At 45.6% G+C, this 24,251-nt stretch carries 23 protein-coding genes; 4 read left to right on the top strand and 19 right to left on the bottom strand.

What is annotated here, in order from left to right:
• The first annotated feature begins 28 nt into the window (after window positions 1–28).
• A complete protein-coding gene (locus ACXQIQ_RS15450) occupies window positions 29–1,027 on the top strand; it encodes an LCP family protein (RefSeq protein ID WP_439301476.1) in 999 nt (332 codons plus the stop codon).
• 119 nt (window positions 1,028–1,146) lie between these two features.
• Here ACXQIQ_RS15450 and ACXQIQ_RS15445 read toward each other — a convergent pair whose 3' ends face one another.
• A complete protein-coding gene (locus ACXQIQ_RS15445; protein ID WP_439301477.1) occupies window positions 1,147–1,617 on the bottom strand; it encodes a helical membrane plugin domain-containing protein in 471 nt (156 codons plus the stop codon).
• On the bottom strand, window positions 1,617–4,571 hold the full coding sequence (gene fdhF, locus ACXQIQ_RS15440) for a formate dehydrogenase subunit alpha (RefSeq protein WP_439301478.1): 2,955 nt from the start codon (window positions 4,569–4,571) through the stop codon (window positions 1,617–1,619). Before fdhF ends, ACXQIQ_RS15445 begins: the two co-directional genes overlap by 1 nt.
• Before the next feature lie 486 nt (window positions 4,572–5,057).
• Here fdhF and clpP point away from each other — a divergent pair, with 486 nt between their 5' ends.
• Both clpP and ACXQIQ_RS15430 read left to right on the top strand, forming a co-directional pair.
• Complete coding sequence (gene clpP / locus ACXQIQ_RS15435) at window positions 5,058–5,651, top strand: ATP-dependent Clp endopeptidase proteolytic subunit ClpP (RefSeq protein WP_439301479.1); 594 nt, start codon at window positions 5,058–5,060, stop codon at window positions 5,649–5,651.
• A gap of 96 nt (window positions 5,652–5,747) precedes the next feature.
• On the top strand, window positions 5,748–6,233 hold the full coding sequence (locus ACXQIQ_RS15430) for a Gmad2 immunoglobulin-like domain-containing protein (protein WP_439301480.1): 486 nt from the start codon (window positions 5,748–5,750) through the stop codon (window positions 6,231–6,233).
• A gap of 78 nt (window positions 6,234–6,311) precedes the next feature.
• On the opposite strand, the gene ACXQIQ_RS15425 is transcribed toward ACXQIQ_RS15430, so the two are convergent.
• Window positions 6,312–8,048 (bottom strand): aromatic amino acid hydroxylase, encoded by a 1,737-nt coding sequence (locus ACXQIQ_RS15425; RefSeq protein WP_439301481.1) that lies wholly within the window; start codon window positions 8,046–8,048, stop codon window positions 6,312–6,314.
• A 415-nt stretch (window positions 8,049–8,463) separates the two neighbouring features.
• A complete protein-coding gene (locus ACXQIQ_RS15420; RefSeq protein ID WP_439301482.1) occupies window positions 8,464–9,315 on the bottom strand; it encodes a VOC family protein in 852 nt (283 codons plus the stop codon).
• A 128-nt stretch (window positions 9,316–9,443) separates the two neighbouring features.
• On the opposite strand from ACXQIQ_RS15420, the gene ACXQIQ_RS15415 reads away from it, so the two are divergent.
• Window positions 9,444–10,352 (top strand): nuclease-related domain-containing protein, encoded by a 909-nt coding sequence (locus tag ACXQIQ_RS15415; protein ID WP_439301483.1) that lies wholly within the window; start codon window positions 9,444–9,446, stop codon window positions 10,350–10,352.
• 319 nt (window positions 10,353–10,671) lie between these two features.
• Here ACXQIQ_RS15415 and ACXQIQ_RS15410 read toward each other — a convergent pair whose 3' ends face one another.
• The 15 genes from ACXQIQ_RS15410 to ACXQIQ_RS15340 form a co-directional block, all read right to left on the bottom strand.
• Complete coding sequence (locus ACXQIQ_RS15410) at window positions 10,672–10,929, bottom strand: HPr family phosphocarrier protein (RefSeq protein ID WP_439301485.1); 258 nt, start codon at window positions 10,927–10,929, stop codon at window positions 10,672–10,674.
• A 129-nt stretch (window positions 10,930–11,058) separates the two neighbouring features.
• Entirely contained in the window at window positions 11,059–11,994 is a 936-nt protein-coding gene (whiA, locus tag ACXQIQ_RS15405; protein ID WP_439301486.1) for a DNA-binding protein WhiA, read from the bottom strand.
• 35 nt (window positions 11,995–12,029) lie between these two features.
• Entirely contained in the window at window positions 12,030–12,983 is a 954-nt protein-coding gene (locus ACXQIQ_RS15400; RefSeq protein WP_439302009.1) for a gluconeogenesis factor YvcK family protein, read from the bottom strand.
• On the bottom strand, window positions 12,967–13,878 hold the full coding sequence (rapZ, locus tag ACXQIQ_RS15395) for an RNase adapter RapZ (protein WP_439301487.1): 912 nt from the start codon (window positions 13,876–13,878) through the stop codon (window positions 12,967–12,969). The genes ACXQIQ_RS15400 and rapZ overlap by 17 nt, the downstream gene beginning before the upstream one ends.
• A 91-nt stretch (window positions 13,879–13,969) precedes the next feature.
• Window positions 13,970–14,428, bottom strand: coding sequence for an 8-oxo-dGTP diphosphatase (locus tag ACXQIQ_RS15390; RefSeq protein ID WP_439301488.1), 459 nt, complete (start codon window positions 14,426–14,428; stop codon window positions 13,970–13,972).
• 430 nt (window positions 14,429–14,858) lie between these two features.
• The gene (gene trxB / locus ACXQIQ_RS15385; RefSeq protein ID WP_226547215.1) at window positions 14,859–15,812 is read right to left on the bottom strand and encodes a thioredoxin-disulfide reductase; all 954 of its coding nucleotides are present in this window, start codon (window positions 15,810–15,812) and stop codon (window positions 14,859–14,861) included.
• Between the two features lie 197 nt (window positions 15,813–16,009).
• Window positions 16,010–17,629: a tetratricopeptide repeat protein gene (locus ACXQIQ_RS15380; protein WP_439301489.1), complete on the bottom strand. Its 1,620-nt coding sequence runs from the start codon at window positions 17,627–17,629 to the stop codon at window positions 16,010–16,012.
• A 144-nt stretch (window positions 17,630–17,773) separates the two neighbouring features.
• The gene (gene hisIE / locus ACXQIQ_RS15375) at window positions 17,774–18,421 is read right to left on the bottom strand and encodes a bifunctional phosphoribosyl-AMP cyclohydrolase/phosphoribosyl-ATP diphosphatase HisIE (protein ID WP_439301490.1); all 648 of its coding nucleotides are present in this window, start codon (window positions 18,419–18,421) and stop codon (window positions 17,774–17,776) included.
• On the bottom strand, window positions 18,418–19,176 hold the full coding sequence (hisF, locus tag ACXQIQ_RS15370; RefSeq protein ID WP_439301491.1) for an imidazole glycerol phosphate synthase subunit HisF: 759 nt from the start codon (window positions 19,174–19,176) through the stop codon (window positions 18,418–18,420). The genes hisIE and hisF overlap by 4 nt, the downstream gene beginning before the upstream one ends.
• Complete coding sequence (gene hisA / locus ACXQIQ_RS15365; RefSeq protein WP_439301492.1) at window positions 19,177–19,914, bottom strand: 1-(5-phosphoribosyl)-5-[(5-phosphoribosylamino)methylideneamino]imidazole-4-carboxamide isomerase; 738 nt, start codon at window positions 19,912–19,914, stop codon at window positions 19,177–19,179.
• Window positions 19,898–20,548: an imidazole glycerol phosphate synthase subunit HisH gene (gene hisH, locus ACXQIQ_RS15360; RefSeq protein WP_439301493.1), complete on the bottom strand. Its 651-nt coding sequence runs from the start codon at window positions 20,546–20,548 to the stop codon at window positions 19,898–19,900. Before hisH ends, hisA begins: the two co-directional genes overlap by 17 nt.
• A gap of 1 nt (window position 20,549) precedes the next feature.
• A complete protein-coding gene (gene hisB / locus ACXQIQ_RS15355; protein WP_439301494.1) occupies window positions 20,550–21,143 on the bottom strand; it encodes an imidazoleglycerol-phosphate dehydratase HisB in 594 nt (197 codons plus the stop codon).
• A 3-nt stretch (window positions 21,144–21,146) separates the two neighbouring features.
• A complete protein-coding gene (gene hisD, locus ACXQIQ_RS15350) occupies window positions 21,147–22,415 on the bottom strand; it encodes a histidinol dehydrogenase (protein ID WP_439301495.1) in 1,269 nt (422 codons plus the stop codon).
• Complete coding sequence (gene hisG / locus ACXQIQ_RS15345; RefSeq protein WP_439301496.1) at window positions 22,412–23,059, bottom strand: ATP phosphoribosyltransferase; 648 nt, start codon at window positions 23,057–23,059, stop codon at window positions 22,412–22,414. Before hisG ends, hisD begins: the two co-directional genes overlap by 4 nt.
• Window positions 23,056–24,201 (bottom strand): ATP phosphoribosyltransferase regulatory subunit, encoded by a 1,146-nt coding sequence (locus ACXQIQ_RS15340; RefSeq protein ID WP_458026121.1) that lies wholly within the window; start codon window positions 24,199–24,201, stop codon window positions 23,056–23,058. Before ACXQIQ_RS15340 ends, hisG begins: the two co-directional genes overlap by 4 nt.
• Window positions 24,202–24,251: the final 50 nt, after the last annotated feature.

Here is a 24,251-nt window from a genome sequence, read left to right as displayed (position 1 = left end):
TAATGTTTAATTGGTGGTGAAAGAGTTTATGCCTTCACGTATAGATCGAAAAAAGCAAAAAAAGAAAGGCAACTTTCTGAAAAAGACGCTATTATTTCTAGTCATCATGTTCATAGCTGTCGCCGGCTATGCTGCTATAGAGTATTATCGAGGGCTTCAACAAGCAGAACCTTCAAAAGAGATGGAATCCGATTATGAATTCAATGCAGAAGAACCCGTCGAAGGAAAGTATAATGTCCTTCTCTTAGGTGTTGACGCTCGAGAAGGGGAAAACAATTCGCGTACAGACACGATCATGATTGCTCAATACGATACAGATACTGATCAAGCAAAATTGGTGTCTATCATGCGTGACTCCTACGTTGAAATTCCGGGTTACAAAGATAACAAGATCAATGCTGCCTTTTTCCACGGTGGTCCAGAACTGTTGAGACAAACGATCAAAGAGAACTTTGACATCGATATCCATTATTATGCGCTCGTGGATTTCAAAGGCTTTGAACAAATCGTTGATACAGTCGCTCCAGAAGGTATCGAAATGGACGTCGAAAAACGGATGTCCACGAACATCGGAGTGACATTAGAACCGGGTGTACAAAAACTGAATGGTAAAGAGCTATTAGGTTATGCTCGTTTCCGTCATGATGCCAGAGGTGATTTCGCCCGTGTCGAAAGACAACAAGAAGTGGTTTCTAAAGTAAAAGATGAATTCACAAGCCTCTATGGAATCAGTAAGCTTCCAAAGGTTATTGGAACGATTCAACCTTATATTGATACGAACATGAAAACACTGACTGCGGTTGGACTGGCTAAAGATATCATGACGAACAAAGGTGAAATCGAAACGTTGAAGATCCCTGTAGAAGGTGGCTTCACTGAAACATCCAATTCCGCAGGATCCATTCTGCAACTCGATTTTGAAAAAAACACACAAGCACTGCAAGACTTCCTCGGACTCGGACCTGGTTCAAACACGTACACTGATAACTCAGAAACCGACGAAGAAGAAGAAAGCGAAGAATCATAAAGAAAAGATTGGGGGACCGTCCTCCAATCTTTTTTTGCTTTGGAAGTGCCAAGTACCGAATGAGAACCGTTGTGTAACAACGTGTTCTGTTCGGTGCCTGGCACCGCAGTTCTTTCTTACTATTCCCTGCCCATGCCTTTCAGGAAGGCGAGGAGCATGCGAATGGATCGGTTGATTTCCGGGTCTTTCAGCGCTTTGAGCAGTTGAAACATACTGATCAAGTCTTCTTTTTCTTCTTCTTTATTCGCTTCCAGTATCCCTTCATTCATCCGCTCCATGAGTGGTTGCATTTTTTCAAACTCGACCTTTCCGAGGAATCCCATCAAGTCGACCATGTTGCGAGCGAACTGAGCATTCTGTGGGCGGTTGATTTCTTGAAACAGTGCAGAAGTCGCTTGATCTTTATGATGGACGAGTGCACTTAACAAAGGTAGAACATCGCTTTCGTGCAGCCGGTCAACGAGCGTAAGCATTTCCAATACGGCTTCTTTCCGCTCGACCAGTGCATCTTCAATTTCTTCCATCCCTTGCTCTCGGATTTGATCTTTTGAAGGAACGAGTGGCTCGATTTTTCTCGTCGGCTTTGCCATTATTTCTTCACTTCCTTCTTACGGATGATGTTCCCAGGAAACACATAATCATCACGCTTCCATTTCTCTTCAATCCGCACACCGATTTGTGGATTCCGGTTTCCGAATCGGTGATTGTTGTGTGGTAGCGGTCTTTCACCCTTCTCTTCCAGCACTTCCATTTTAACCGCTGTATCCTTATAAGCTGGTGTATCCGTATCTTTATCCACTTCACTGGAAGTCAATTTATTGATGGCAAGTTCTCCATTATCATTCAGCGGGATAAAGAGCTCATTCCCCTTCACTCGATCGGTTACGACGACACGACCTTTAACGGAACCCGTCCTCGATGTCAGCTTGACGAGCGCTCCATCTTTCACACCACGCTCTTCAGCAAGTTCAGGAGACACCTCAATGAACGCACTCGGTGTTTTTCTTGTGATTCCTTCCGATTTGTAAGTCATGTTCCCTTCATGGAAATGCTCAAGCAATCGACCACTGTTGACGTGCAGGTCATACTCCACGTCTGTCCCTGTCGGTTCTGTCCAATCCACGAAATACAGCCGTGCTTTTCCATCTTCAAAATGAAATTTATCTTCATACAACATTGGCATATCAATTCCTTCAGGATCCACCGGCCAGATCAGACTGTTGTACCCTTCTAATCGTTCATAAGAAACACCGGCAAACATCGGGGTCAGACTCGCTGCTTCGTCCATGATTTCGGCTGGTCCTCCAAAATTCCAGTCTGCACCAAGCTCTCTCGCTAACATTTGAACGATTTCCCAGTCCGGTTTCGCATCACCTAAAGTCGGAAGCGCTTGATAAATCCGCTGGATGCGACGCTCGGTATTCGTGAACGTTCCTTCTTTTTCAAGACTAGGAACGGCCGGTAAAATGACATCAGCGAATTCGGATGTCCTCGATAAAAACAGATCCTGGACGACAAAGAAATCCAATTCCTCGAATCCACGTTGTACGTAATTCGCATTCGCATCGACGATTCCCATATCCTCACCGTGTAAATACAGTGCTCGCAAGGATCCTTCGTGCATTGCATCGACCATCCCGTGGTTCGTCATACCAGGTTCAGCGGGCAGCTCGCTTTTCCAAGCTTTTTCAAACTTGCCCCGGATCTCATCATCCTCCACATCCTGATAGCCAGGGAACGAATTCGGCATGCTACCGAAATCACTGCAGCCCTGAACGTTGTTATGCCCTCTAAGGGGGTAAGCACCTGTACCGTGACGACCATAATTCCCTGTCACGATGAGCAAATTGGAGATCGCGGTGCTCGTATCACTGCCACCCTTCTGTTGGGTCACACCCATCGCCCAGCAGATGACCGTCGAATCTGCTTCATGAATCGCTTCCGCAATGTGGATCATCGTTTCTTTGGAGAGACCAGTCACCTCTTCTGCATACTCGAGTGTGAACTTCTTAATCTTTTCTAAATACTCGTCCACATTGTTCACCCGGTTATGCAAGAATTCTTCATCGTGCCACCCTTTTTCCACGATATAATTCGTCACGGCGGACAACCAGATCAAGTCTGTACCTGGAACTGGCTGGAAAAACAGATCGGCCCGTTCTGCCATTTCGTGTTCACGGATATCTGCGACAATGAGCTTCTGTCCGAACAACTTTTGAGAGCGCTTTATTTTCGACGCCAAAACCGGATGGGACTCGGCTGTATTAGACCCAATCGTGATCACAAGCCCGGCCGTTTCAATGTCTTTCAACGAACCTGCATCTCCACCGTATCCGACCGTTCGGAAAAGCCCTTTCGTCGCTGGAGACTGGCAATAGCGGGAACAGTTATCTACGTTGTTCGTTCCGATCACTTGGCGTGCGAGCTTCTGCATCAAATAAGATTCTTCATTCGTCGCCTTGGAGGAGGAAATGAATCCAAGCGCATCCGGTCCACTCTCGGCTTTGATTTCAGACATGCGTTTCGCGACATACGAAATCGCCTCGTCCCATTCAACCTCTTTAAACACATCCCCTTCACGGATCAGTGGCTTGGTGAGACGTTCTTCACTGTTCACATAATCCCAGCCGAACTTCCCTTTGACACATGTGGAAATTCCATTTGCCGGCGCTTCGGGTTGAGGCTGTATTTTTAAAATATCCCGTCCTTTCGTCCAGACGTCAAAGCTACAGCCGACTCCGCAATAGGTGCAAACCGTTTTTGTTTTTTTGATGCGATCTTCTCGCATTTCCGCTTCTGTGTCCGAAATGGCAAACAATGGACCAAAACCGGATTCTACATTTTTCGTAAAATTAATCATGGACCGCAGTGTGCCTTGTTCCACATCTGTAAGATAGCCCGCTTCCTTCAACATCGGCTTTTCCATCAATGCGTTGCACGGACACACCGTGACGCACTGACCGCAATTGACACAGGACGACTCGTCGATCGGAACGTCATTATCCCAGATGACGCGAGGCTGTTCGCGCGACCAATCGATTGAGAGCGTTTCATTGACCTCGACATCCTGACACACCTCGACACAACGTCCGCACAGTATGCATTGGTCTGGATCATATCGGTAAAAGGACCCGGAATAATCGACTTCGTAGCCTTTCTCTTTGAACGGTATGTTCTGATGTTCCTTCTGCATTTCTGCAACCGTATTATGTATGTCACACGTGCCGTTGTTGTGGTCACAAACCGTACAGTAGAGCTCATGGTTTTTCAATATACGGTCCATCGCCAGGTCTTGCGCTTTATGTACATCTTCAAGTTGGGTTTGGATGACCATATCAGTTTCAAGCTTCATACCACATGCCCTTTGCAATTCTCCGTTCACTTCGACGATGCATGTGTCACAGCTCTGGATGGGGCCAAGACTCTCGTGAAAACAGACGGAAGGCACATCGACCTCTTCCGCTTTGAGAAATTGTAGTACATTCTGTCCAGCCGTCGTTTGGTATTCGACACCATTGACCGTTACTTTGATCACTTCAGTCACATAAAGGACCTCCCTTTTTACCACGTTATACTCTTATCAACATTTTTACCCGACACCCTCTTTTATAAAACTTTTATCCTCGATTCAACGTTTAAATCCGCTAAGAACGGGAAAAATGGTATGATGTAACCATAGTCCATACATAATGATCTCAATAGTCTTTCATGGTTTGAATAACATCTGTTGATAAGAAGAAATTCACGAGACTCCTGCGGGAATAGCGAGCCAGGCAAGACCCCGCTTCGACTAAGCCACACCACGTCCTGTGGTGAACGTCGAAGTCACCACATCCTGTGGAAGTGAGGCTTGCGGTTCGCACGTGGAAAGCGAGTGAATTTCGAAGAATCAACGAATGCTTTCATCAAGGAGAAAATCGTCGAACGAAAAGTACGGTCGATGAAGCCTAATAGTTTGACCTATATTGACCTATTGAGTAAGATGAAATTAAGCCATAAAGATACTTATGGAAAGAGGAGGATTTCTGAAATGAACTTAATCCCAACAGTTATTGAACAAACGAACCGCGGAGAACGTGCCTATGACATTTACTCCCGCCTTCTAAAAGACCGTATCATCATGCTAGGGAGCGCGATTGATGACAATGTAGCGAACTCGATCGTTGCACAGTTGCTATTCTTAGCTGCAGAAGATCCAGATAAGGATATCTCCCTTTACATCAACAGTCCTGGCGGATCCATCACTGCTGGAATGGCGATCTACGATACGATGCAATTCATCAAACCAAAAGTCAGCACGATCTGTATCGGTATGGCTGCATCCATGGGTGCATTCTTACTTACAGCAGGTGAGCCTGGTAAGCGTTATGCACTTCCAAACAGTGAAGTCATGATTCACCAACCACTTGGTGGAACGCAAGGGCAAGCTGCTGACATTGAGATTCACGCTCGTCGTATCATCGAAATGCGTGAGAAGATCAACAAGATCATCGCTGATCGTTCTGGTCAACCAGTCGAAGTTGTAGAACGTGACACGGATCGTGACAACTTCATGAGTGCACATAAAGCGAAAGAATATGGCTTGATCGATGACGTTATTGAAAAGCCAGTAGCAACAACTTAATAAGGAACAGAGAAAGGTTGACCGATAGGGTCGACCTTTTTTTATGGGTAAAAAGTGAAAGAACACTCATAAGCTGAAATAAAGGAGGGATTTCGGTTGAAACGTCTTGTTGTCTTAATATTGATTGTCCTTCTTGGATTTGGAACCTACCAATGGTTTTCGGAAAATGAAAGTCCACCTCCAGCGTCTGAAGAACAGCAGGGTCAGGATCAAAAAGAGCCTGATGAGGATGGGGATACAGGATCGGATGAAGACGCAGCGGTCGGTGATCCGGTTGAAAACGATGCCTTCAAGATTGAAAGTCCTCTCCCGAACGAAAAAGTCAGTGGTGAGTTCCTTTTTAAAGGTAAAGCAAGGGTGTTTGAAGCCGCTTTTCAATATGAATTGAAGGATGGCGACACGGTAATTGCCAGTGATTTTCTGATGGCATCGGAAGGCGCGCCGGCATGGGGTACTTTTGAAACGACGATTTCAGTACCTGAAGATTTGAAAGATCAATTGGTTATCAAGGTTTTCGTAGAGAGCGCCAAAGACGGCTCAGAAATCAATATCCTGGAGATCCCTCTGAATGTAGAAAAATAGATTGAATAGAAAAAACCAGAGCAGTGGGAGGATGCCGCTCTGGTTTTCCTTATTTGTGCACGATTCTTTCAAATCGGATTAAGCTGATTTTCGAACTTTGATCAAATGGAGCCCATTGTTGATCCATTTATTGAGCTTGGGTTGTTTTTTCATTTCTTCAAGATCCGTCATCAACTTGTTTTTCGTCGTCGGTAACAACGGTTTCTGGGTGAGAATCTCTACAATTTCGAGTCTTAATAGCCAATCTTCAGGGAAGTCTTCCAACTCCGTCACGACGAGGTTGATGGTCTCAATGACTTCTTGTGGTGTCTTCTCTTCCTCTCTCAAACTACGAATCTTCCCGTACAATTTTTCAAGCGGAGAATGTTCTCTCGGTTCTACTGGATCCTCTTCATCTCTCACATCCCCACCAAAGAAATGCTCACTGTCGGCAGCTCCAGCGAAGACCGAAGTGATTCGGCTTCCGACCGCCATATCGAAGATTCCTTCGTCCGTTTCAAAAAGAACGATTCCTTCATGCGTCACTTTTGCACCTTCAATACCCAACATGATGACTTTATCGTTTTTGCGGACGACATGATCGAGTGTACCTTGGACAACGACACCTGAATCAAATTCCAACCGAAGTGGTTCTCCTACTTCAAGACCGTTCGCGACAAAGTCTTCATCTGTCCAATCTTCGAGTGCTTTTTCCGATCCAGTGAGATCACCGATAGGAGAACTAAAGCCTTCCACATGGCTGTCTTTCCCGTGCCCTTCAAGCACTTCATCATTTACGGAGAGGGCTGTTGGTCCCTCCGTTTTCATTAAAATCGCTTTCCCATCAGTGTCTTTGATCAGTTCCGTCACAGTTCCTGTCACCTGGAGGCCAGAGCTGAAGACAGAAGTGGCTGTGTTCGCCGATCGGACCGCTTTATCCAGGCTTTCCGTACCTCCGACTTTGAATGCCATCGTCTCAGAGAACTGTTCCACCGCTTCAATCAATTGCTCGAAGCTTTCACAGACAAAGAGTTGTGGCTGCTGGGTGGTAATGTCGAAACCTGTGTTGATCGCCGTTTCCAAATCGAATGGAAGTTTCATAACTTCATCTGATAAACTCGTGACACTTTCACCGATCGAAGACAATAGACCTGCTCCGTACAGTTTCGGTTTCTCTACAGTACCAATCATTCCGAATTCGACCGTCCACCAGTATAACCTTGAAATCTGTTCAGCTTCAGAAATCTCGTTGACCGCTTCCTGTTTTTCTTTAAAATTCGAACGTGCCGCTTCGATCTCTTCTTCAGATGCAGAACCATCTTCTAGTATCGCAGACAAGGAACGAATGGCATCAAACAGTTCATGCTCTTCCTTGGTCGCGAGTGCCTTCGATCCGATCTCACCGAACAGTTTTACAAATTGTGCAAAAGTAGGATCTGAAAGGATCGGTGCATGCCCAGCCGCTTCATGAATAATGTCAGGAGCTGGTGTGTAATCGATGTTTTCGAGTTTACGAATGTCCGTTGCAATCGGCAAGTATCCATGAGCCTGGAAATCGAAGAACATGACAGCCGGAATGAATCCGTCAATCGTAACAGCTCCCCAACCGAATGGCTTCAAGCTCTCGTTCATATCATCGACTTTCGGAATTGAATCGATTTTGATCCCAGATGAAACCAAGCCATCCGTATACGCCTCATGCGCCACATCTTTCAAGAAATTATGATTCTGTCGCATGACATAACGCCAAACCGCGTGGTTGATCGGTGAATACTTCTCGTGATGCTGCTCCACAACAAATTTTCTTAAATGCGCCGGTAAAGGTCTTTGTTTCATCTTTCATTCTCCTTTTATTTTGAATTTATTTGTTTTTTGGAAAACAAAAAAACCTTTCATCCACATAGGGACGAAAAGTTTCCGCGGTACCACCCTGATTGATGAACTGAATCGTTCATCCACTCATACATAAAGCCCTTCACTTGCAATGTAATTCACGAATTCGACTGCCCGGACTTTCACCACCCGTCCGGTCTCTATGTGCTGCCCACCGAATTGCTACTGCTTTTGCAAAGGCTTTGATATTGAATTGAATTCTTTTACACACTTAAACGCTTAGACGCTTTTAAGTACTAAAGTTAAGTTATCCATACTATACACAGGACTTTTCAAAACGTCAACCCATTTTTTTCAGAAAAGATGACTTAAAACATGAAAAAAGCATCAGCCTCTAGTGCTGATGCCTTTTAAAAATTTATTTTGCATCTAGTAAAATTCGATTACCTGAAGGATCCTCCGTCCATATAAGATCTCCTTCGGTTTCTACCGAATATCCCATCCTGTTCAACTGCTCAACTCTTTCATTCCTTTGCGCCTCATCATGAAACTTTATGGAATACCATCGCATATGAACACTGCCCTGATCTGGTTTCGGAATGTCCGTCCCATTCCACGTATTCAGTCCGATGTGATGGTGATAGCCACCTGTTGAAACAAAGAGTGCTCGGTGCCTCATCGGTATCGTTACATCAAATCCGAGTCCATCGACATAAAATCGCTTTGCTTCTTCCAAATTACGAACATGCAAATGAATATGACCGATGACCGTATCGGATGGGAGACCGTTCCAGTGTCCATCTCCCGCTTGGATGACGCCCTCCATGTCTATCGGATCACTCACCAACGGCAGCTCTTCTCCCTGCCAGGTCCATTCTTCAGGTGGCAAATCGCGATAGACTTCAATTCCATGACCATCAGGATCGGCTAAATATAAGGCCTCACTGAACAGATGGTCAGCAGCTCCCTGTAAAAGATAGCGCTTTTCCTGCATATGGATGATGAAGTTGCTTAAATCCTTTCGTGAAGGCAACAAGATAGCAAAATGGAACAATCCCGTTCTTCTTGCTTGTTTCGGGGCAGCCTCTTGATTTTCAACCAACGTAATGAGTGGATTAACACCATCAGCCGTTAACGTGATTGACTTTCCTTCTTCCGTTAGTACTTTGAAACCTAGCTCTTCTGTATAAAACGCCCTCGATCTCTCTATTTCTGAAACGAATAACTCAACTTGATTGACATATGGATTGATCCCACGATGAAATGACATGTTCATCCCCTCTTTTCACTTACTTTTTATAAGTTAATATAATAGTAGCAGCTTTTCTTAAGTAAGTAAAGGGGTTGTACAAGTTCTTAAATACAGGTATGATTACTAAAAATGTAAAGGAGAGGGATATGAAACCTCGCTATGAATCAAAGGAATTAAGGATTATGAGGTCATTAAATGTTCGAATGAAGCTCTCACAAGATGATAAGAATTATAAGGACAACCTTGAAAAAGGCTACATAGGTGAAAAAAGATTCGATAATTTGGCAGAACCTTTTCTAGTTGGAAAGATCGTTCTCAATGACATGTTGCTGGAGCATAACAACACTGTATGTCAAATGGACTCACTAATCCTTTCATCCCCAAAAATCAATCTGATTGAAATTAAAAATTTCGAAGGTGATTACTATATTGAACGTGAACATTGGTATTCAACATCCGGGAATGTTATAAAAAATCCCTTACATCAGCTACACCGAAATGAAATTGTATTAAGAGGATTGCTTAAAAGATTTGGTTACAATGTACCCATTGAACCATACCTAGTCTTCGTAAACCCCGAATTCCATCTTTACGACTCGTCTCGAAATCTCCCGATCATACATCCCCCTCAGTTAAATCGCTTTTTGAATTACTTGAAGAAAGCTCCCCCGCATTCAAAAGGTCAGCATCCCCAACTGCCCCAACAATTATTAGCTCATCATCTGACAGAAAATCCATATTCAAAGTTACCAAAATACCAATATGATCAGCTCAAGAAAGGGATTTATTGTCCTCAGTGTTTGACGCTGTATAGCAGATTAGAAAGAACCTCTCTGAATTGTAAAAAATGCGGCAGAACCGAAGAATATCAGCAAGCTGTTTTGAGGGCCGTGGAAGAATATCAAATGCTCTTCCCAGACAAAAAAATAACAACGAGTGGCATACATGAATGGTGTCGTATTATTCATGACAAAGCGTCGATACGCAAAATCCTTATGAGCAACTATTTACTAGTAGGTTGTGGAAGGAATTCCTATTATTTAAGATCTGACTGATATATTAGGTTTTTCGTTTTCACACGATCAAATGTCCTCTTTCGTTAGGTGACTTGCTTTGTTTTAGTGTTTTCACCCCAGCAAATGCCCTCTTTCGTTAGGTGACTTGCTTCGTTTTAGTGTTTTCACCCCAGCAAATGCCCTCTTTCGTTAGGTGACTTGCTTTGTTTTAGTGTTTTCACCCCATCAAATGCCCTCTTTCGTTAGGTGACTTGCATCGTTTTACTGTTTTCACCCCATCAAATGCCCTCTTAAACAGGCTTTTTTAACAAAATAAAAAAGTACTATCCATTTCCAACCTCTGGATAGTACTTATGTATTACTCTGCGGTGGTTACAAAGTGTTCCAATGCATTGAGTGCTTCTTTTTCATCTTTACCATCTGTGACGATTGTGACCGTCGAACCAGAAGCAACTGCTAAGCTCATGATTCCCATAATGCTTTTTGCGTTCACCTTTTTCCCGTCTTTCTCCAAAAACACATCTGAAGAAAATCGGTTTGCTTCTTGAACAAATAATGCTGCTGGTCGAGCCTGTAATCCGGTTTTCAACTCAACCCTCAATTCCTTTTCCATCACTGGTCCATTCCTCCTTGTACATTCCCTGTTTATAATATATATATCGCTTACCACGAATTAATGTGAAGTTCTTAACAATTTGTAAAATGTAAGCGTTCTCGTATGATCTTGAAAGAAAAACGTCTGAGGTTACATTTGACCCAGACGTATTTTGTTCGCCAATTCATCGAGCTTTCGCAATCGGTGATTGATCCCTGATTTGCTGATCGGTCCTGTAGAGACGAGGTCTCCCAGTTCTTTCAACGAAACATCCTGGTACTTCACACGCAGTTCGGCGATTTCCCGAAGCTTATCAGGTAACGTTTCAAGACCGACTTCCCGTTCGATCAGCTTGATGTTTTCAACCTGTCTCATGGATGCACCGACGGTCTTGTTCAAGTTCGCCGTTTCACAATTCACGAGACGATTGACGGAATTCCGCATATCTTTCATGATCCGGACGTCTTCGAATTGTAAGAGTGCATTATGCGCACCGATCAACGTCAGAAATTCCGAGATCTTTTCTCCTTCTTTCATGTAGATGATAAATCCTTTTTTCCGCTCTAACATTTTTGCATTTAGTCCAAAAGAATTAATCAAGTTCAGAAGAGATTGTGAATGTTCTTCATACATGGAGAAGATTTCGAGATGGTAGGCAGATTCAGGATGGTTCAATGATCCCCCTGCCAGGAAAGCCCCTCTCAAATAAGATCGTTTACAACAACTTTTCTTCGTAATGGACGTGGAAACATCCCGTTTGAAAGAAAAGGTATCATCGATGATGTCCAGTTCACGCAGTAACGTTCTGGAATCTTGCTTGATGCGCACGATATAGACGTTGTTTTTCTTTAATCTCATCTTTTTACGTACGAGTAATTCCGCTGGGTAACTGTATAGTTGCTTGATCAATGTGTAGATGCGTCGTGCAATCGCTGCATTCTCTGTCGGAATATCCAATATGATCTCCCGGTTGGCAAGCGATATCGACCCATTCATCCGAATCAGTGCAGAAAGCTCTGCTTTTGAGCAACAGCTCTTCAGCTCCAGCTTGGTCAGTTCTTTTTTCGTATCGGATGCAAACGACACTACTGACACCCCCTCACCCATTCTTGCATCGGGGTTTATTGAGATACTAGTTCTAGAATGATCTCTGAAACACGTTTTGCATCGTGTCGAATTAAAGAATCATTATATTGAATTATTTTATCACTTATGACTTCAAACCCAAAGGATTTCAACCTCGTCTCATCATATATGACCGGTTCTCCACCTTCAGTGGCGTATTTCTCCAATAAATCAGGTGATACATTCTCATTATTGACAATAATCGTATCAATTATCTGTAGACCGGTATGAGCGACAAGTATGTTTACATGATCCGATGCGGTAAAATGATCCGTCTCACCCGGTTGAGTCATGACATTACACAAGTAGACCTTCTTTGCCGAGGACTTCTTGATCTCTTCAGCAATCCCTGGAACTAGAAGACTCGGTAGGATACTAGTGTAAAGGCTCCCTGGGCCGATGACGACCATATCTGCATCCCGGATGGCACGTAAACTTTCATCGAGCGGTTTGACCGTATCCGGCGTCAAGAAGACGCGAACGATTTTTTTACCCGTATGCGGGATTTTTGATTCACCTGATACGATGGATCCGTCATTGAACTGCGCATTCAAGACCACCCTGTGATCGGATGCAGGCAGTACTTTTCCCCGTACATTCAAAACTTTAGACAACTCACGTATTCCTGTTACGAAATTACCTGTGATGTCAGACATTGCAGCCAATAATAGATTGCCGAGAGAGTGACCGGACAATCCATTTCCATTTGTGAATCGGTGTTGGAACAGTTGTTCAACGAGCGGTTCGACTTCAGAAAGAGCAGCCAAAACGTTTCGGATATCCCCAGGTGGAATGATATCGAGCTCTTCTCTCAGCCTTCCAGAACTTCCGCCATCATCTGCCACAGTCACGACGGCCGTGATATCGACCGGGAACTTCTTCAATCCCCGTAACAGTACAGATAGTCCTGTTCCTCCGCCAAAGACGACGATCTTAGGCTTTCGATTCAATTTCCGGTTTCCGACTCTTATCTTTTTCAATATCGCGATGGCTGCTATGGACGCGATAGTCTTTGCTCAAATATTCTCTCAGGTGTTCTGCAAGCGTGACAGAACGATGTTTACCACCCGTACAACCGACAGCGATGACGAGTTGGCTTTTCCCTTCCCGTTTGTAGTGCGGGATGATGAAATCGAGTAAGCCCGTCAGCTTTTCGATGAACTTCTGGGTTTCAGACCATTTCAGGACGTATGATGACACTTCCTCTTCCAGGCCTGTTTTCGGTCGCATATGTTCGATGTAATGAGGATTCGGCAGGAATCGTACATCGAATACGAGGTCTGCATCAATCGGCATTCCGTATTTGAAACCGAAGGAAAGAACATTCACTGTAAAAGGATGAGACTCATTGACAGAGTATCTTTCAATGATATTCTCACGCAGTTCTTTCGGTTTCATGTTGGTCGTATCGAGAATCTTTTGCGCTCTGCCTTTCAGCTCTTCCAGTAGTTCACGCTCATTCTTAATCCCTTCAAGCGGCAATCCGTTCGGTGCAAGCGGATGGGAACGGCGTGTTTCTTTATATCGTTGGACCAGCTTGGAATCCTGTGCATCCAAGAAAAGGATCTGTGGTTTGATTTGATCGTTATTGGACATTTCATCGATTGTAGCAAACAATTGATCGAAGAACTCGCGACCACGTAAGTCCATGACAAGAGCGACCTTGTTTAGTTTCCCGGTTGAACCATCCATCAACTCAACGAATTTCGGTAAAAGAGCAGGCGGAAGATTATCGACACAAAAATAGCCCAAGTCTTCAAAGCTTTGCATCGCGACCGTTTTACCTGCACCTGACATACCAGTGATGATGACCATGCGAAATTCATGTTGTTCTTGTTGTTTCATGGGTAAACCCGCCTTTCATAGGATCGTCTTCAGTGTATCGGAAATCAGTCCTCTTTTTACGCAGGAACTGATTCATTGTAAAAGTATCAGCTTAAGATGGATCCAATCGATAACTGAGAAGCTTGAAATCCGGTGTATACGTAAACGTACCGATGATCATGCCGTTTCCAGTCATCATGTAATCCAAAATATGATAGTCTCCCGGTGCCATCGGTAAATCAGAAACTTCATCCTTCGGCTTCCAGGCGAGTTTCCCTTCCTCTGACTCCGAAAGTACTTCTCCTTCAAAATCCGTTGCATAGAAGGTGAACATCATCCATTCTTGGACGATTTGATCTCCCTCTTTTATGATGAAATTGAAGACCCCTTTCAATTTCGGGTTCTTCAAGTACAATCCTGTTTCTTCACGGTACTCGCGAATGACTGCATCTTTAATCGTCTCTTCAGACTCCATTTTTCCGCCTGGTGCTACCCACCATCCACGTCGTGGCTTTTGCAGCACTAAGATTTGATCATCCTTTTCGAGTACACAATTGGCGACTCGTTGCACTTCACTCACCTCTTTCTATCATTATACTACATCCTATGTTCCTACGCTTACCGTTAATTTCTTATAGTTTGTGTAAACTGGGGGTCATCTTAAACAAACGTTTGATTGATTCCACTCAAACAAACGTTTGTTTGACAGATGACATTGTTGAAAAGTCCTGAATCCTTCCCCAAAGTTACGGTTCTGCTCATTTTTGGGAAGGATAGACTTCGTGGTACCAGGTACCGACCAAAAGTTCCCTCACCACAAGGGTTCTAAAGTGGTACCTGGCACTGTTAAAAATGCGCAAAAAAAGAGCACGGAACGTTTGTCCCGTGCACAAAATAAGAAATTTATTAAAAGGGGGTCAATTTCTTAATTATATACTACCCCACCAATGTTTCACGGCTGTTACAATCGGATTAAAACAGAATTACGAATCATTTAGATTTTATGAAGAGACGCTCAACTTCTCCATCAACGACTCAACATAGTGCTGAGCACTTTGTGCAGCGATACTGCCGTCACCTGTTGCCGTCACGATCTGACGGAGCGTTTTTTCTCGAATGTCTCCTGCAGCGAAGATGCCAGGAATTTTCGTTTCCATCTCTGAGTTCGTTTCTACATAGCCGTTTTCATTTGTGATGCCAAGATCTTTGACCGCTGCATTCAATGGAATCATACCGATGTAGATGAATACACCGTCTGTCTTGAATTCACGCTCTTCACCGTCTTCTGTGCTGACAAGCGTCACACTTCCGACTTTGTTGTTTTCAGCGTTGATTTCTTTTACCGTATGGTTCCAGATGAAGTCGATCTTGTCATTATCAAACGCACGGTTTTGCAAGATTTTTTGCGCACGCAATTGATCACGACGGTGAACAATCGTCACTTTAGATGCGAAACGAGTCAAGTACACGCCTTCCTCGACAGCAGAGTCTCCTCCACCGACGACGACAAGCTCTTTCCCTTTAAAGAATGCACCGTCACAGACTGCACAGTAGGATACACCGCGACCGCTCAATTCTTTCTCTCCAGGAATGCCTAGCTTCTTGTATTCTGCACCCGTACCAATAATGATGGAGCGAGCCTTGTATTCTTTACCGCCGCCTGCGATGACTGTCTTATATTCTTCCCCATCAACGATCTCTTTTACGTCACCATAAGCGTATTCAGCACCGAATTTCTTCGCGTGTTCGAACATTTTGTTGGAAAGATCCGGTCCAAGGATATGGTCATATCCTGGATAGTTCTCCACATCTTCTGTGTTCGCCATTTGCCCGCCTGGAATTCCGCGTTCAATCATCAATGTGCTCAAGTTCGCACGTGAAGTATATACAGCAGCCGTCAATCCAGCCGGACCTGCGCCTGCGATGATTACATCGTAAATTTTTTCTTCAGACATTGTCTCCACTCCTTTATTCCTAGGCTTTGTCAAATCATGTTGATTTGAACAGAGCATACATCCATAACCAAAGTACTTTTAGTTTGGACCATTATTTTTATCTTATTAGTATCGTATAAAATCGAGTGGTCGTTCGTCTAACAAAATGCTCACGAGCCCCATCATTGTAACCTAGCTTACTAAAAAAGCGGTCCCTGTCACTCGCTAAAAGTACCTTCAGTTTCTCTATCGTATAGCTCTCTCAATTTCTTTACATACTTACCGACAGTCGAAATGGAAATACCGTACCGTGATGCAACTTCTTTTTGAGAAGTCTTCTTTTCATGTAATAAGTCGGATAGATATTCAATGGCACCAGCCCAAGCCTCTGTATTATTCAATGAAATCGTTCCGCTTTTCGATTCTCCAATCAATAGATACCATAGAAGCGCTGATTCTCCACCCAATTCACTCCGGTGCTGGAGAAGCTGATCGAGGATTTCTAGTCCTGCCACTGCCTCGACAGGCGGTTCGTTTAATTGAACAATACCTTTTTCCATTTGCATCTCCACCTGTTCATAACCATTCTCGAACAGAACCGTGGCTGCTAGCTCTTTTACAATTTCTGCTTCACTCACTTCAGCACACAATGCTTCCAATGCAGCAGATGCCTCTTCATCCTTCCACTTCCGGATCAACAACAGATGAGCAAGCTTATTTTTGTTGATCGTTCCTTTCAATTGTTGAATCCGCTCCGTCAATTCGGTCGTTTCATGAAAATTATTGATCGGTATAGTATATTGATATTCAGCATACTCGGGTTGGAGTGCGTAATCTTCCAATTTATCTAGATAATACGTCGCAACTGGGCTCTCCGGATCGAGGTCGAGGAGCTTTTCCCAAGCCCATTGTGCTGCCTGCGTACGCCCTGTTTTTAACGAGGCGATAGCCAACCAGTGGAAATACGTCACATTCCATGCGTATCCGTGATTTTTCACAGAATGAAGCCATAGGAAAGCAAGCTCATTCTCCTCGAGAAGAGCAAATGTACTTCCGAGCTTATACCGATGTTCAGGAATGATTGGATGGATGACTCTGAGCATGCGCACAAATTGGTCGAGCTCGTTCCTTTGTTGAAGCTGTTTATAAAAAAGAGCAGCATTACAAAGCGCATGAAGATTTCCTGGATTCTTGTCTAAGATATCATCAAGCACGACGAAAGCTTCTTCATATTCTCCAAGGTAAAAATGGGCAAGCGCCAAATTGTTATAGGCTGCCCAGAATTCCGGATGGTTCTGGATCATCTGCTTCAATAGGTCTCGCGCATCCGCAAATTTCCCCTGTTCGAGGCTGCGACGCGCTTTTTCATGTTGTACAATCAGCCGTTCTTCAGATGAACGGTTTTCGAGATCCTCGCCAAATTCGCTATGTATCAGGTCTAGCAATTCTTCTGAATCCTCGTAAAAATCCCCATCCGGATCGTTTTCCATGTAGCGGACCGCTTCATTTTCGGCCTCGCGGAACATTCCGAGATGGGCATAATTGTTTGCCATGAAGTAGTAGCATTCTGAGATGTCTGAATCAATTTCACTCACGATGTATTCCAACAGATCATTCGACTCGATGAAGTCTCCGAGTTCTGCGAGTGTTGCAGCAAGCTGACAAAGGTACGTCGGTTCTTTCGGATCGACATCGACCGCCCGTTGAAAAAGTTGTTTCGCCCTGTACAAATCTTTCTTCTGATATGCCTTTAATCCACGTTGAAAATAATACTCCCCACTCCGCGAAAAAGGGATGACCTTCCCTTGTTCCTCAGATGGGTTATGCTTGACTTTCATGTAATGTAATCACCCGTTCTCTGTACTCTCTTTCGAAAGTATAACACACGGGGACATCCCTCGAATATACGAATCACGAGATTTGGAAAAAGAAGAAAATGGTACTACAAAAAGAAGACTGACCCTTTGTCAGCCTTCCTTTCATCATTCTTTTTCAGCAGGTTCAGTGTGCCGTTCTTTTAGTACTTTCAACACATCATCAAGCGGAAGATCTTGTTCTTTCAGCAACACAAGCACGTGATACAGAAGGTCAGCGGTCTCCCAGGACAGCTCGTTCTTATCACGGTTCTTGGCTGCGATGATGACCTCGGATGCTTCTTCTCCGACCTTCTTCAAAATCTTATCGACGCCTTCCTTGAAAAGATACGTCGTATAAGAGCCTTCTGGACGCGCCGCATCACGTTCAGCAATCAATTTTTCCAATTGAGAGAGGATGGCGAAACGGTCGGAAGCACTTCGCTCGACACCGCCATCTTCCAACAACGAATCCTCAAAGCACGAAAACGTCCCTTTATGACAAGCAGGTCCGTTCGGATGAACGAGCACGATGAGCGCATCTTGATCGCAATCGTATCGGATGTCCTCAATCACTTGAGTGTTCCCAGACGTTTCACCTTTGTGCCAAAGCTCTTGTCTCGAACGACTGTAAAACCACGTCTCACGGGTATCGATTGACTTTTGCAACGATTCTTCAGTCATGTAAGCGAGTGTTAGGACTTCTTTACTCTGCACATCCTGGACAATCGCCGGAATCAGCCCGTTTTCATCAAACTTCAAGTCACTTATGTTCATCGCACGTTCACCCCTTGCTTTCTCAGTTCGTCCTTCACAGCCATGATGGACGTTTCTTTATAGTGGAAAATTGATGCTGCCAGCGCCGCATCTGCATCCGCTTCGGTAAAAACGTCATGAAAATGCTCAGCAGCGCCTGCTCCACCGGATGCAATGACTGGCACCGTCACAGCGTCTCGTACTTTTTTCGTCAACTCGATATGGAAGCCGGACTTTTCACCATCCCGGTCCATGCTCGTAAGCAGGATCTCTCCTGCACCTCGTTTGACCGCTTCCTTCGCCCAGTCGATGACCTCCCAGTCAGTCGGACGCTGGCCGCCATTCGTATACACCCGCCACGACCCCATCTCTTCATCGTACCGGGCATCAATGGCGACAACAATGCATTGTGCCCCAAAGTATTGCGAACCGAGCGTAATCAGATCCGGATTTTTTACCGCTGCCGTATTCAGCGAAACTTTATCGGCTCCTGCCCGTAACACCTTCTTCATGTCTTCCAGAGCGTTGATTCCTCCCCCGACGGTAAAAGGAATCGCGAGTTCAGCTGCGACCTCTTTCACGACATCAATAATGGCATGCCGCTTTTCATTCGAAGCGGAAATATCGAGGAACACGAGCTCGTCTGCGCCTTGTTCATCGTACATTTTCGCGAGCTCCACGGGGTCTCCTGCATCGATGATATTCACGAATTGGACACCTTTGACGACGCGTCCATCTTTTACATCCAAACAAGGAATGATTCGTTTCGTTAACATTTATTGACCTACTTTCCCAAGGGCTTCCGATAGGGTGAACCTCTCTGTGTAGAGGGCTTTTCCGATGATCGCCCCTTCAATCCCTTCGTGTTGTCTGTCCGCCAGGTTACGGAGATCCTCCAATGAACTGACGCCGCCTGAAGCGATCACTTCAGCGCCGGATGCCTTTGCAAGCTCGGCAATCGCCTCGATGTTCGGACCTTCGAGCGTACCATCTCTGGATATATCGGTAAAAATAAAGTGACGCGCTCCAGCCTCCGCCATCTCTTTAGCGAGGTTCGTCGCTTTCACTTCAGATTTGTCCAGCCAGCCTTCTGTAGCAACATAGCCATCGCGCGCATCGAGCCCGATCGCGATCCGTTCACCGTATTTCTTCAGCATCTCTTTCGTAAACGCTGGATTTTTCACAGCGACACTTCCTAAGATGACACGATCAACACCTCGTTCCAGGTAAAAAGCAACGTCTTCTTCCGTTCGGATGCCACCACCAACTTGCACCTTTACATCGAGTTCAGAAGCGACCCGCAACACATGTTTGTGGTTCACTTTCTCAGCGGCTTTCGCGCCATCAAGGTCGACCATGTGAATCCAGTCGGCACCTTCATCGGCGAACTTTTTCGCCATCTCGAACGGGGAGTCACCATAAACCGTCTCCTGATCATAATCGCCCTGGAACAGACGGACGCACTTGCCGCCCCGCATATCAATCGCTGGATACAGTTCAAATCTTCGTTGCATCAGACTTCCTCCCCTCGATGTAATCCGCAAAGTTTTTCAGAATTTCCAGGCCTGCTGTGCTGCTCTTTTCCGGATGAAACTGTGCACCAAAAATATGCCCTTTTCCGACAACGGCTGGAACCTCTTCATGATAATCCGCCGTTGCCAGCAACACGTTGCGATCCTCCGTTTTTACAAAATAAGAATGGACGAAATAGACATAGTCCGTGCTCAAATCTTGTAAAAGAGGAGAATCTGGTTGCTGGAGGATCATACGGTTCCATCCCATATGAGGAACTTTATAGCTGACACCGCCAGCTGTCTTGCCAGGGAATCGGACGACTCGGCCAGGCAACAGGTTCAAGCCTTCCGTCAGACCATTCTCTTCGCTCTCTTCAAAAAGAAGTTGCATGCCAAGGCAAATCCCGAACAACGGCTTGCCGCCAGCAACTTCACTTTTGATAAACGCATCCATACCATTCTCTTTCAAAGCATGCATCGCATCCTTGAACGCCCCGACTCCGGGTAGGAGCAGTGCATCAGCATCGGCGAGGTCTTCTTTTTTCTCCGATAAAAAGTACTCTACGCCTAAACGGCGGAGCGCATTTTGAACGGAATGGAGATTCCCCATTCCGTAATCGATAATTCCGATCATTTTAGAGCATTCCTTTCGTTGACGGGACTCCGGTGACACGGGGGTCGAGCTGGGTCGCTTCATCCAATGCACGACCGAGCGCTTTGAAGATCGCCTCGATGATATGATGCGTGTTCGATCCGTGATGGACGATGATGTGTAGGTTCATCCGTGCCTCAAGCGCGAATTTCCACAAAAATTCGTGGACGTTTTCCGTATCAAAGGTACCGACTTTGGAAGATGGCAGCTCACCGACTTTCCACTCGAAGTGCGGTCGGTTGCTTAGATCCACGACGACTTGAGCAAGCGCTTCGTCCATCGGCACGATTGCGTTGCCATACCGACGAATTCCCTTTTTATCACCTAACGCTTCAAGGAACGTCTGTCCGAGACAGATCCCAATGTCTTCGGTCGTATGATGATCGTCAATTTCGGTATCCCCTGTCGCGTTCACCTGCAGGTTAAACAGCCCATGACGTGTCCATAAATCGAGCATATGGTTCATGAAAGGAACCGGTGTATGGATTTCAGACTGGCCTTGACCATCGATCTGGAGGCTCAGTTCAATTTGCGTTTCATTCGTTTTACGAGTGATAGATGAAGTGCGTTCTGACATGTATCAATTTTCCTCCAGTCGAATATCAATGGCTCGAGCATGTGCCTCTAGGCCTTCAAGTCGTGCTAGTTTACTAATCTTCCGTCCATCGTTGAACAATGCATCTGTTCCGTACGAGATGATACTCGATTTCTTGATGAAATCATCCACACTAAGCGGGCTCGAAAATCGTGCTGTCCCGTTTGTCGGCAAAACGTGGTTCGGTCCAGCAAAATAGTCACCGACAGGCTCTGAGCTGTTTTTGCCGACGAAGATCGCACCTGCGTGCTTAATCTGACCAAGCAGCTCGAACGGTTCATGTGCAACAAGTTCCAAATGTTCCGGTGCCACCTCGTTAATCGCGGCAATCGCTTCTTCTTCCGTATTGGCCACGTAAATGACACCATTACTGATGATTGAAGCCTCGGCGATCGATTTACGCGGCAGGCTTTCCAACTGTCGGATCACTTCTTTCGACGTCTCTTCCGCCACTTCAATCGAAGTTGTAACGAGAATGGAACTCGCCATCTGATCGTGCTCGGCTTGAGACAATAGGTCAGCGGCAAGGTAAACCGGGTTCGCGGTATCATCCGCATAAATCATGATCTCACTCGGCCCAGCGATCATATCGATGCCGACAAGCCCGAACACTTCCCGTTTCGCGAGTGCGACGTAGATGTTTCCAGGTCCGACGATTTTATCGACAGGTTGTACGGTTTCGGTTCCGAATGTAAAAGCACCGACCGCTTGCGCACCACCGATTTTATAAATTTCATGGACGCCGCCTTCGTTCGCTGCGACAAGGACGCTTGCAGGAATCGTTCCGTCTTCACGGGGTGGAGTCGCAATCGCGATTCGGCTGACGCCTGCAACACTCGCAGGAATCGTCCCCATCAAAACAGAAGATGGATACTCCGCGGTTCCACCTGGTACATACACTCCGACCGATTCAAGTGGGGTAATCTTTTGTCCGAGTACTGTACCATCCTTTTTCGTCACCATCCAGGATTCTCGCACCTGTCTTTTATGGTAATCACGGATGTTTTGCGCCGCTTCGCGGATGATGTGCACCACTTCTTCATCGAGTGAAGCGTATGCTTTTTCAATTTCCACATCCGTCACCTTCAACGATTCCAACCGGACGCCATCGAATGTTTCCGTCAATTCGACAAGTGCCGTGTCTCCTCTTTCTTTTACTTGATTGAGGATTCCGATGACGGCTTCTCTTTGATCCTCTGTTCCTTGATCGAGCTGTTTCCGTAATGTTGCATCCCTTAACTGCTGTATTTTCATCGGACAACCTCCTTTCCTTCAATCACCTTTTCCAGTCGATTCACCATCTCATCGATCCGGTTCGCTTTCACTCGGTAGCTGACGGGATTGACGATGAACCTCGACGTGATTTCCATGATTTTTTCCGTTTCAACAAGTCCGTTTTCTTTCAACGTGCGGCCGGTTGAGACGATATCGACGATTCGATCGGCAAGACCGATCATCGGTGCAAGCTCAATCGACCCGTTCAGCTTGATGATTTCGACCTGTCTGCCTTGGCTTCTGAAATAGCTCGAAGCGACGTTTGGATATTTGGAAGCGATTTTTGGCGCAACGGAATCGAGTTCAGTTCCCGGGAGTCCTGCTACTGACAAGTGACAACGCGAGATTCCAAGATCTAGCACCTCATAGACATCCCGCTTTTCTTCAAGCATGACATCCTTTCCCACGATTCCGACATCTGCTACGCCATGCTCCACATATGTCGGCACATCCATCGGTTTCGCTAAAATGAACCGTAAATCCTCTTCTTCGATATCAATGATCAGTTTCCGTGAGTCTTCAAATTCGGGAGGGAGCGCATAATCGGCTTCACGCAGCATTTGAACTGCTTCTTCAAAGATTCGCCCTTTCGGCATGGCGATGGTCAGCTTCGATGATGTCATTTGCTTACTCCCTCCTCTTTTCCTAAATAATAGGTCACATTGGAAAACTTTTCGGTGAACGCATCCAGGTTTTCAATCCCTTTAATATCTTGAAGGACCGCTGTTTCGCCCTGTCCTCTAAGCTTTTGACAAAACTCGATGGCATCCTTCCGTTGTTTTTCCGAATAGACGATGCAGTGCGTGAACGTTTTCTCCTCACGGGGATGGACCGCCTCGATCAAGTGGTCAAGATGGATGCCAAATCCAGTCGCCTTCGTATCCATATCAAATTTGGAGAGCAGTGTATCGTACCGACCTCCATTACTGATCGGGGATCCGAGTTCAGGTGCATATCCTTCAAAAACTACACCGGTGTAATACGTCATATGGCTGACCAGCGTCAGGTCGAGGGACACGAGGTCGCTTACACCATAAGCTGCGAGTCCATCACGCAACGTCTGGAGCTCCTCCAACGCTTCGTAAGCACGAGTGGATGTGATCAGTTCCTCCGCTTGTTCAAGACCAGCCGTACCGCCTCTCAGTTGCAGAAAGTCGACTAGTCGCTTTTGATCGATGGATGACAACGGAAGCTCTTTCACATGCTGGCGATAACCGACGTAATTTTTCTCAAATAAAAACCGCTTGAGTGTTTCCGTCCGTTGATCGGTTCCGAGAATTTCCTTGAAGAGTGCATCGACATACCCGAGGTGTCCGACTGCAACCTGGAAGTTATTCAAGCCGACAGCTTTCAGCGTCTCAATCATCAAGGCGATCACTTCTGCATCAGCACTTGTCGTTCCATCGCCAATCAGCTCGACTCCGAACTGTTCGAACTCTGCGGGACGACCGCCTTCCTGTTCCTGAGCTCGGAAAACATGCGCGGCATAAGCAATACGCATCGGAAGCGGCTCGTCTTTCAGGCTGGACGCTGCAACCCGTGCAATCGGTGCCGTCATATCGGGTCGCAGAACGAGCGTTTTCCCTTCTTGGTCGAGTAGTTTGAAAAGCTGCTGATCCAATGTGGCAGAAGCCTCACCAACTGTGTCGTAATACTCGACGGTCGGCGTCTGCATGAAGCGGTATCCCCATTGCCGAACGATGCTCTCCATCGCTGTCCGGCTGATTGATTTGATTTCATAAAGCTGAGGAAGCGTGTCCCGCATCCCCAATGGTTTTTCAAATACAAGCGGTTTCGACACATCATTCACTCTCC

It is taken from the genome of Pseudalkalibacillus sp. Hm43, assembly GCF_054170705.1.
This window is presented reverse-complemented; position numbering and strand designations above follow the sequence as displayed.

What these genes read in the sequence shown, in the direction of transcription:
- hisF (WP_439301491.1), bottom strand. Translation starts at nt 19,176, where the DNA reads ATGTTAACGAAACGAATCATTCCTTGTTTGGATGTAAAAGATGGACGC.
- ACXQIQ_RS15450 (WP_439301476.1), top strand. Translation starts at nt 29, where the DNA reads ATGCCTTCACGTATAGATCGAAAAAAGCAAAAAAAGAAAGGCAACTTT.
- hisH (WP_439301493.1), bottom strand. Translation starts at nt 20,548, where the DNA reads ATGATCGGAATTATCGATTACGGAATGGGGAATCTCCATTCCGTTCAA.
- hisIE (WP_439301490.1), bottom strand. Translation starts at nt 18,421, where the DNA reads ATGAACATAAGTGACTTGAAGTTTGATGAAAACGGGCTGATTCCGGCG.
- ACXQIQ_RS15425 (WP_439301481.1), bottom strand. Translation starts at nt 8,048, where the DNA reads ATGAAACAAAGACCTTTACCGGCGCATTTAAGAAAATTTGTTGTGGAG.
- trxB (WP_226547215.1), bottom strand. Translation starts at nt 15,812, where the DNA reads ATGTCTGAAGAAAAAATTTACGATGTAATCATCGCAGGCGCAGGTCCG.
- hisD (WP_439301495.1), bottom strand. Translation starts at nt 22,415, where the DNA reads ATGAAAATACAGCAGTTAAGGGATGCAACATTACGGAAACAGCTCGAT.
- hisB (WP_439301494.1), bottom strand. Translation starts at nt 21,143, where the DNA reads ATGTCAGAACGCACTTCATCTATCACTCGTAAAACGAATGAAACGCAA.
- hisA (WP_439301492.1), bottom strand. Translation starts at nt 19,914, where the DNA reads ATGCAACGAAGATTTGAACTGTATCCAGCGATTGATATGCGGGGCGGC.
- rapZ (WP_439301487.1), bottom strand. Translation starts at nt 13,878, where the DNA reads ATGAAACAACAAGAACAACATGAATTTCGCATGGTCATCATCACTGGT.
- ACXQIQ_RS15380 (WP_439301489.1), bottom strand. Translation starts at nt 17,629, where the DNA reads ATGAAAGTCAAGCATAACCCATCTGAGGAACAAGGGAAGGTCATCCCT.
- ACXQIQ_RS15445 (WP_439301477.1), bottom strand. Translation starts at nt 1,617, where the DNA reads ATGGCAAAGCCGACGAGAAAAATCGAGCCACTCGTTCCTTCAAAAGAT.
- hisG (WP_439301496.1), bottom strand. Translation starts at nt 23,059, where the DNA reads ATGACATCATCGAAGCTGACCATCGCCATGCCGAAAGGGCGAATCTTT.
- ACXQIQ_RS15340 (WP_458026121.1), bottom strand. Translation starts at nt 24,201, where the DNA reads ATGCGGGACACGCTTCCTCAGCTTTATGAAATCAAATCAATCAGCCGG.
- clpP (WP_439301479.1), top strand. Translation starts at nt 5,058, where the DNA reads ATGAACTTAATCCCAACAGTTATTGAACAAACGAACCGCGGAGAACGT.
- ACXQIQ_RS15420 (WP_439301482.1), bottom strand. Translation starts at nt 9,315, where the DNA reads ATGTCATTTCATCGTGGGATCAATCCATATGTCAATCAAGTTGAGTTA.
- ACXQIQ_RS15415 (WP_439301483.1), top strand. Translation starts at nt 9,444, where the DNA reads ATGAAACCTCGCTATGAATCAAAGGAATTAAGGATTATGAGGTCATTA.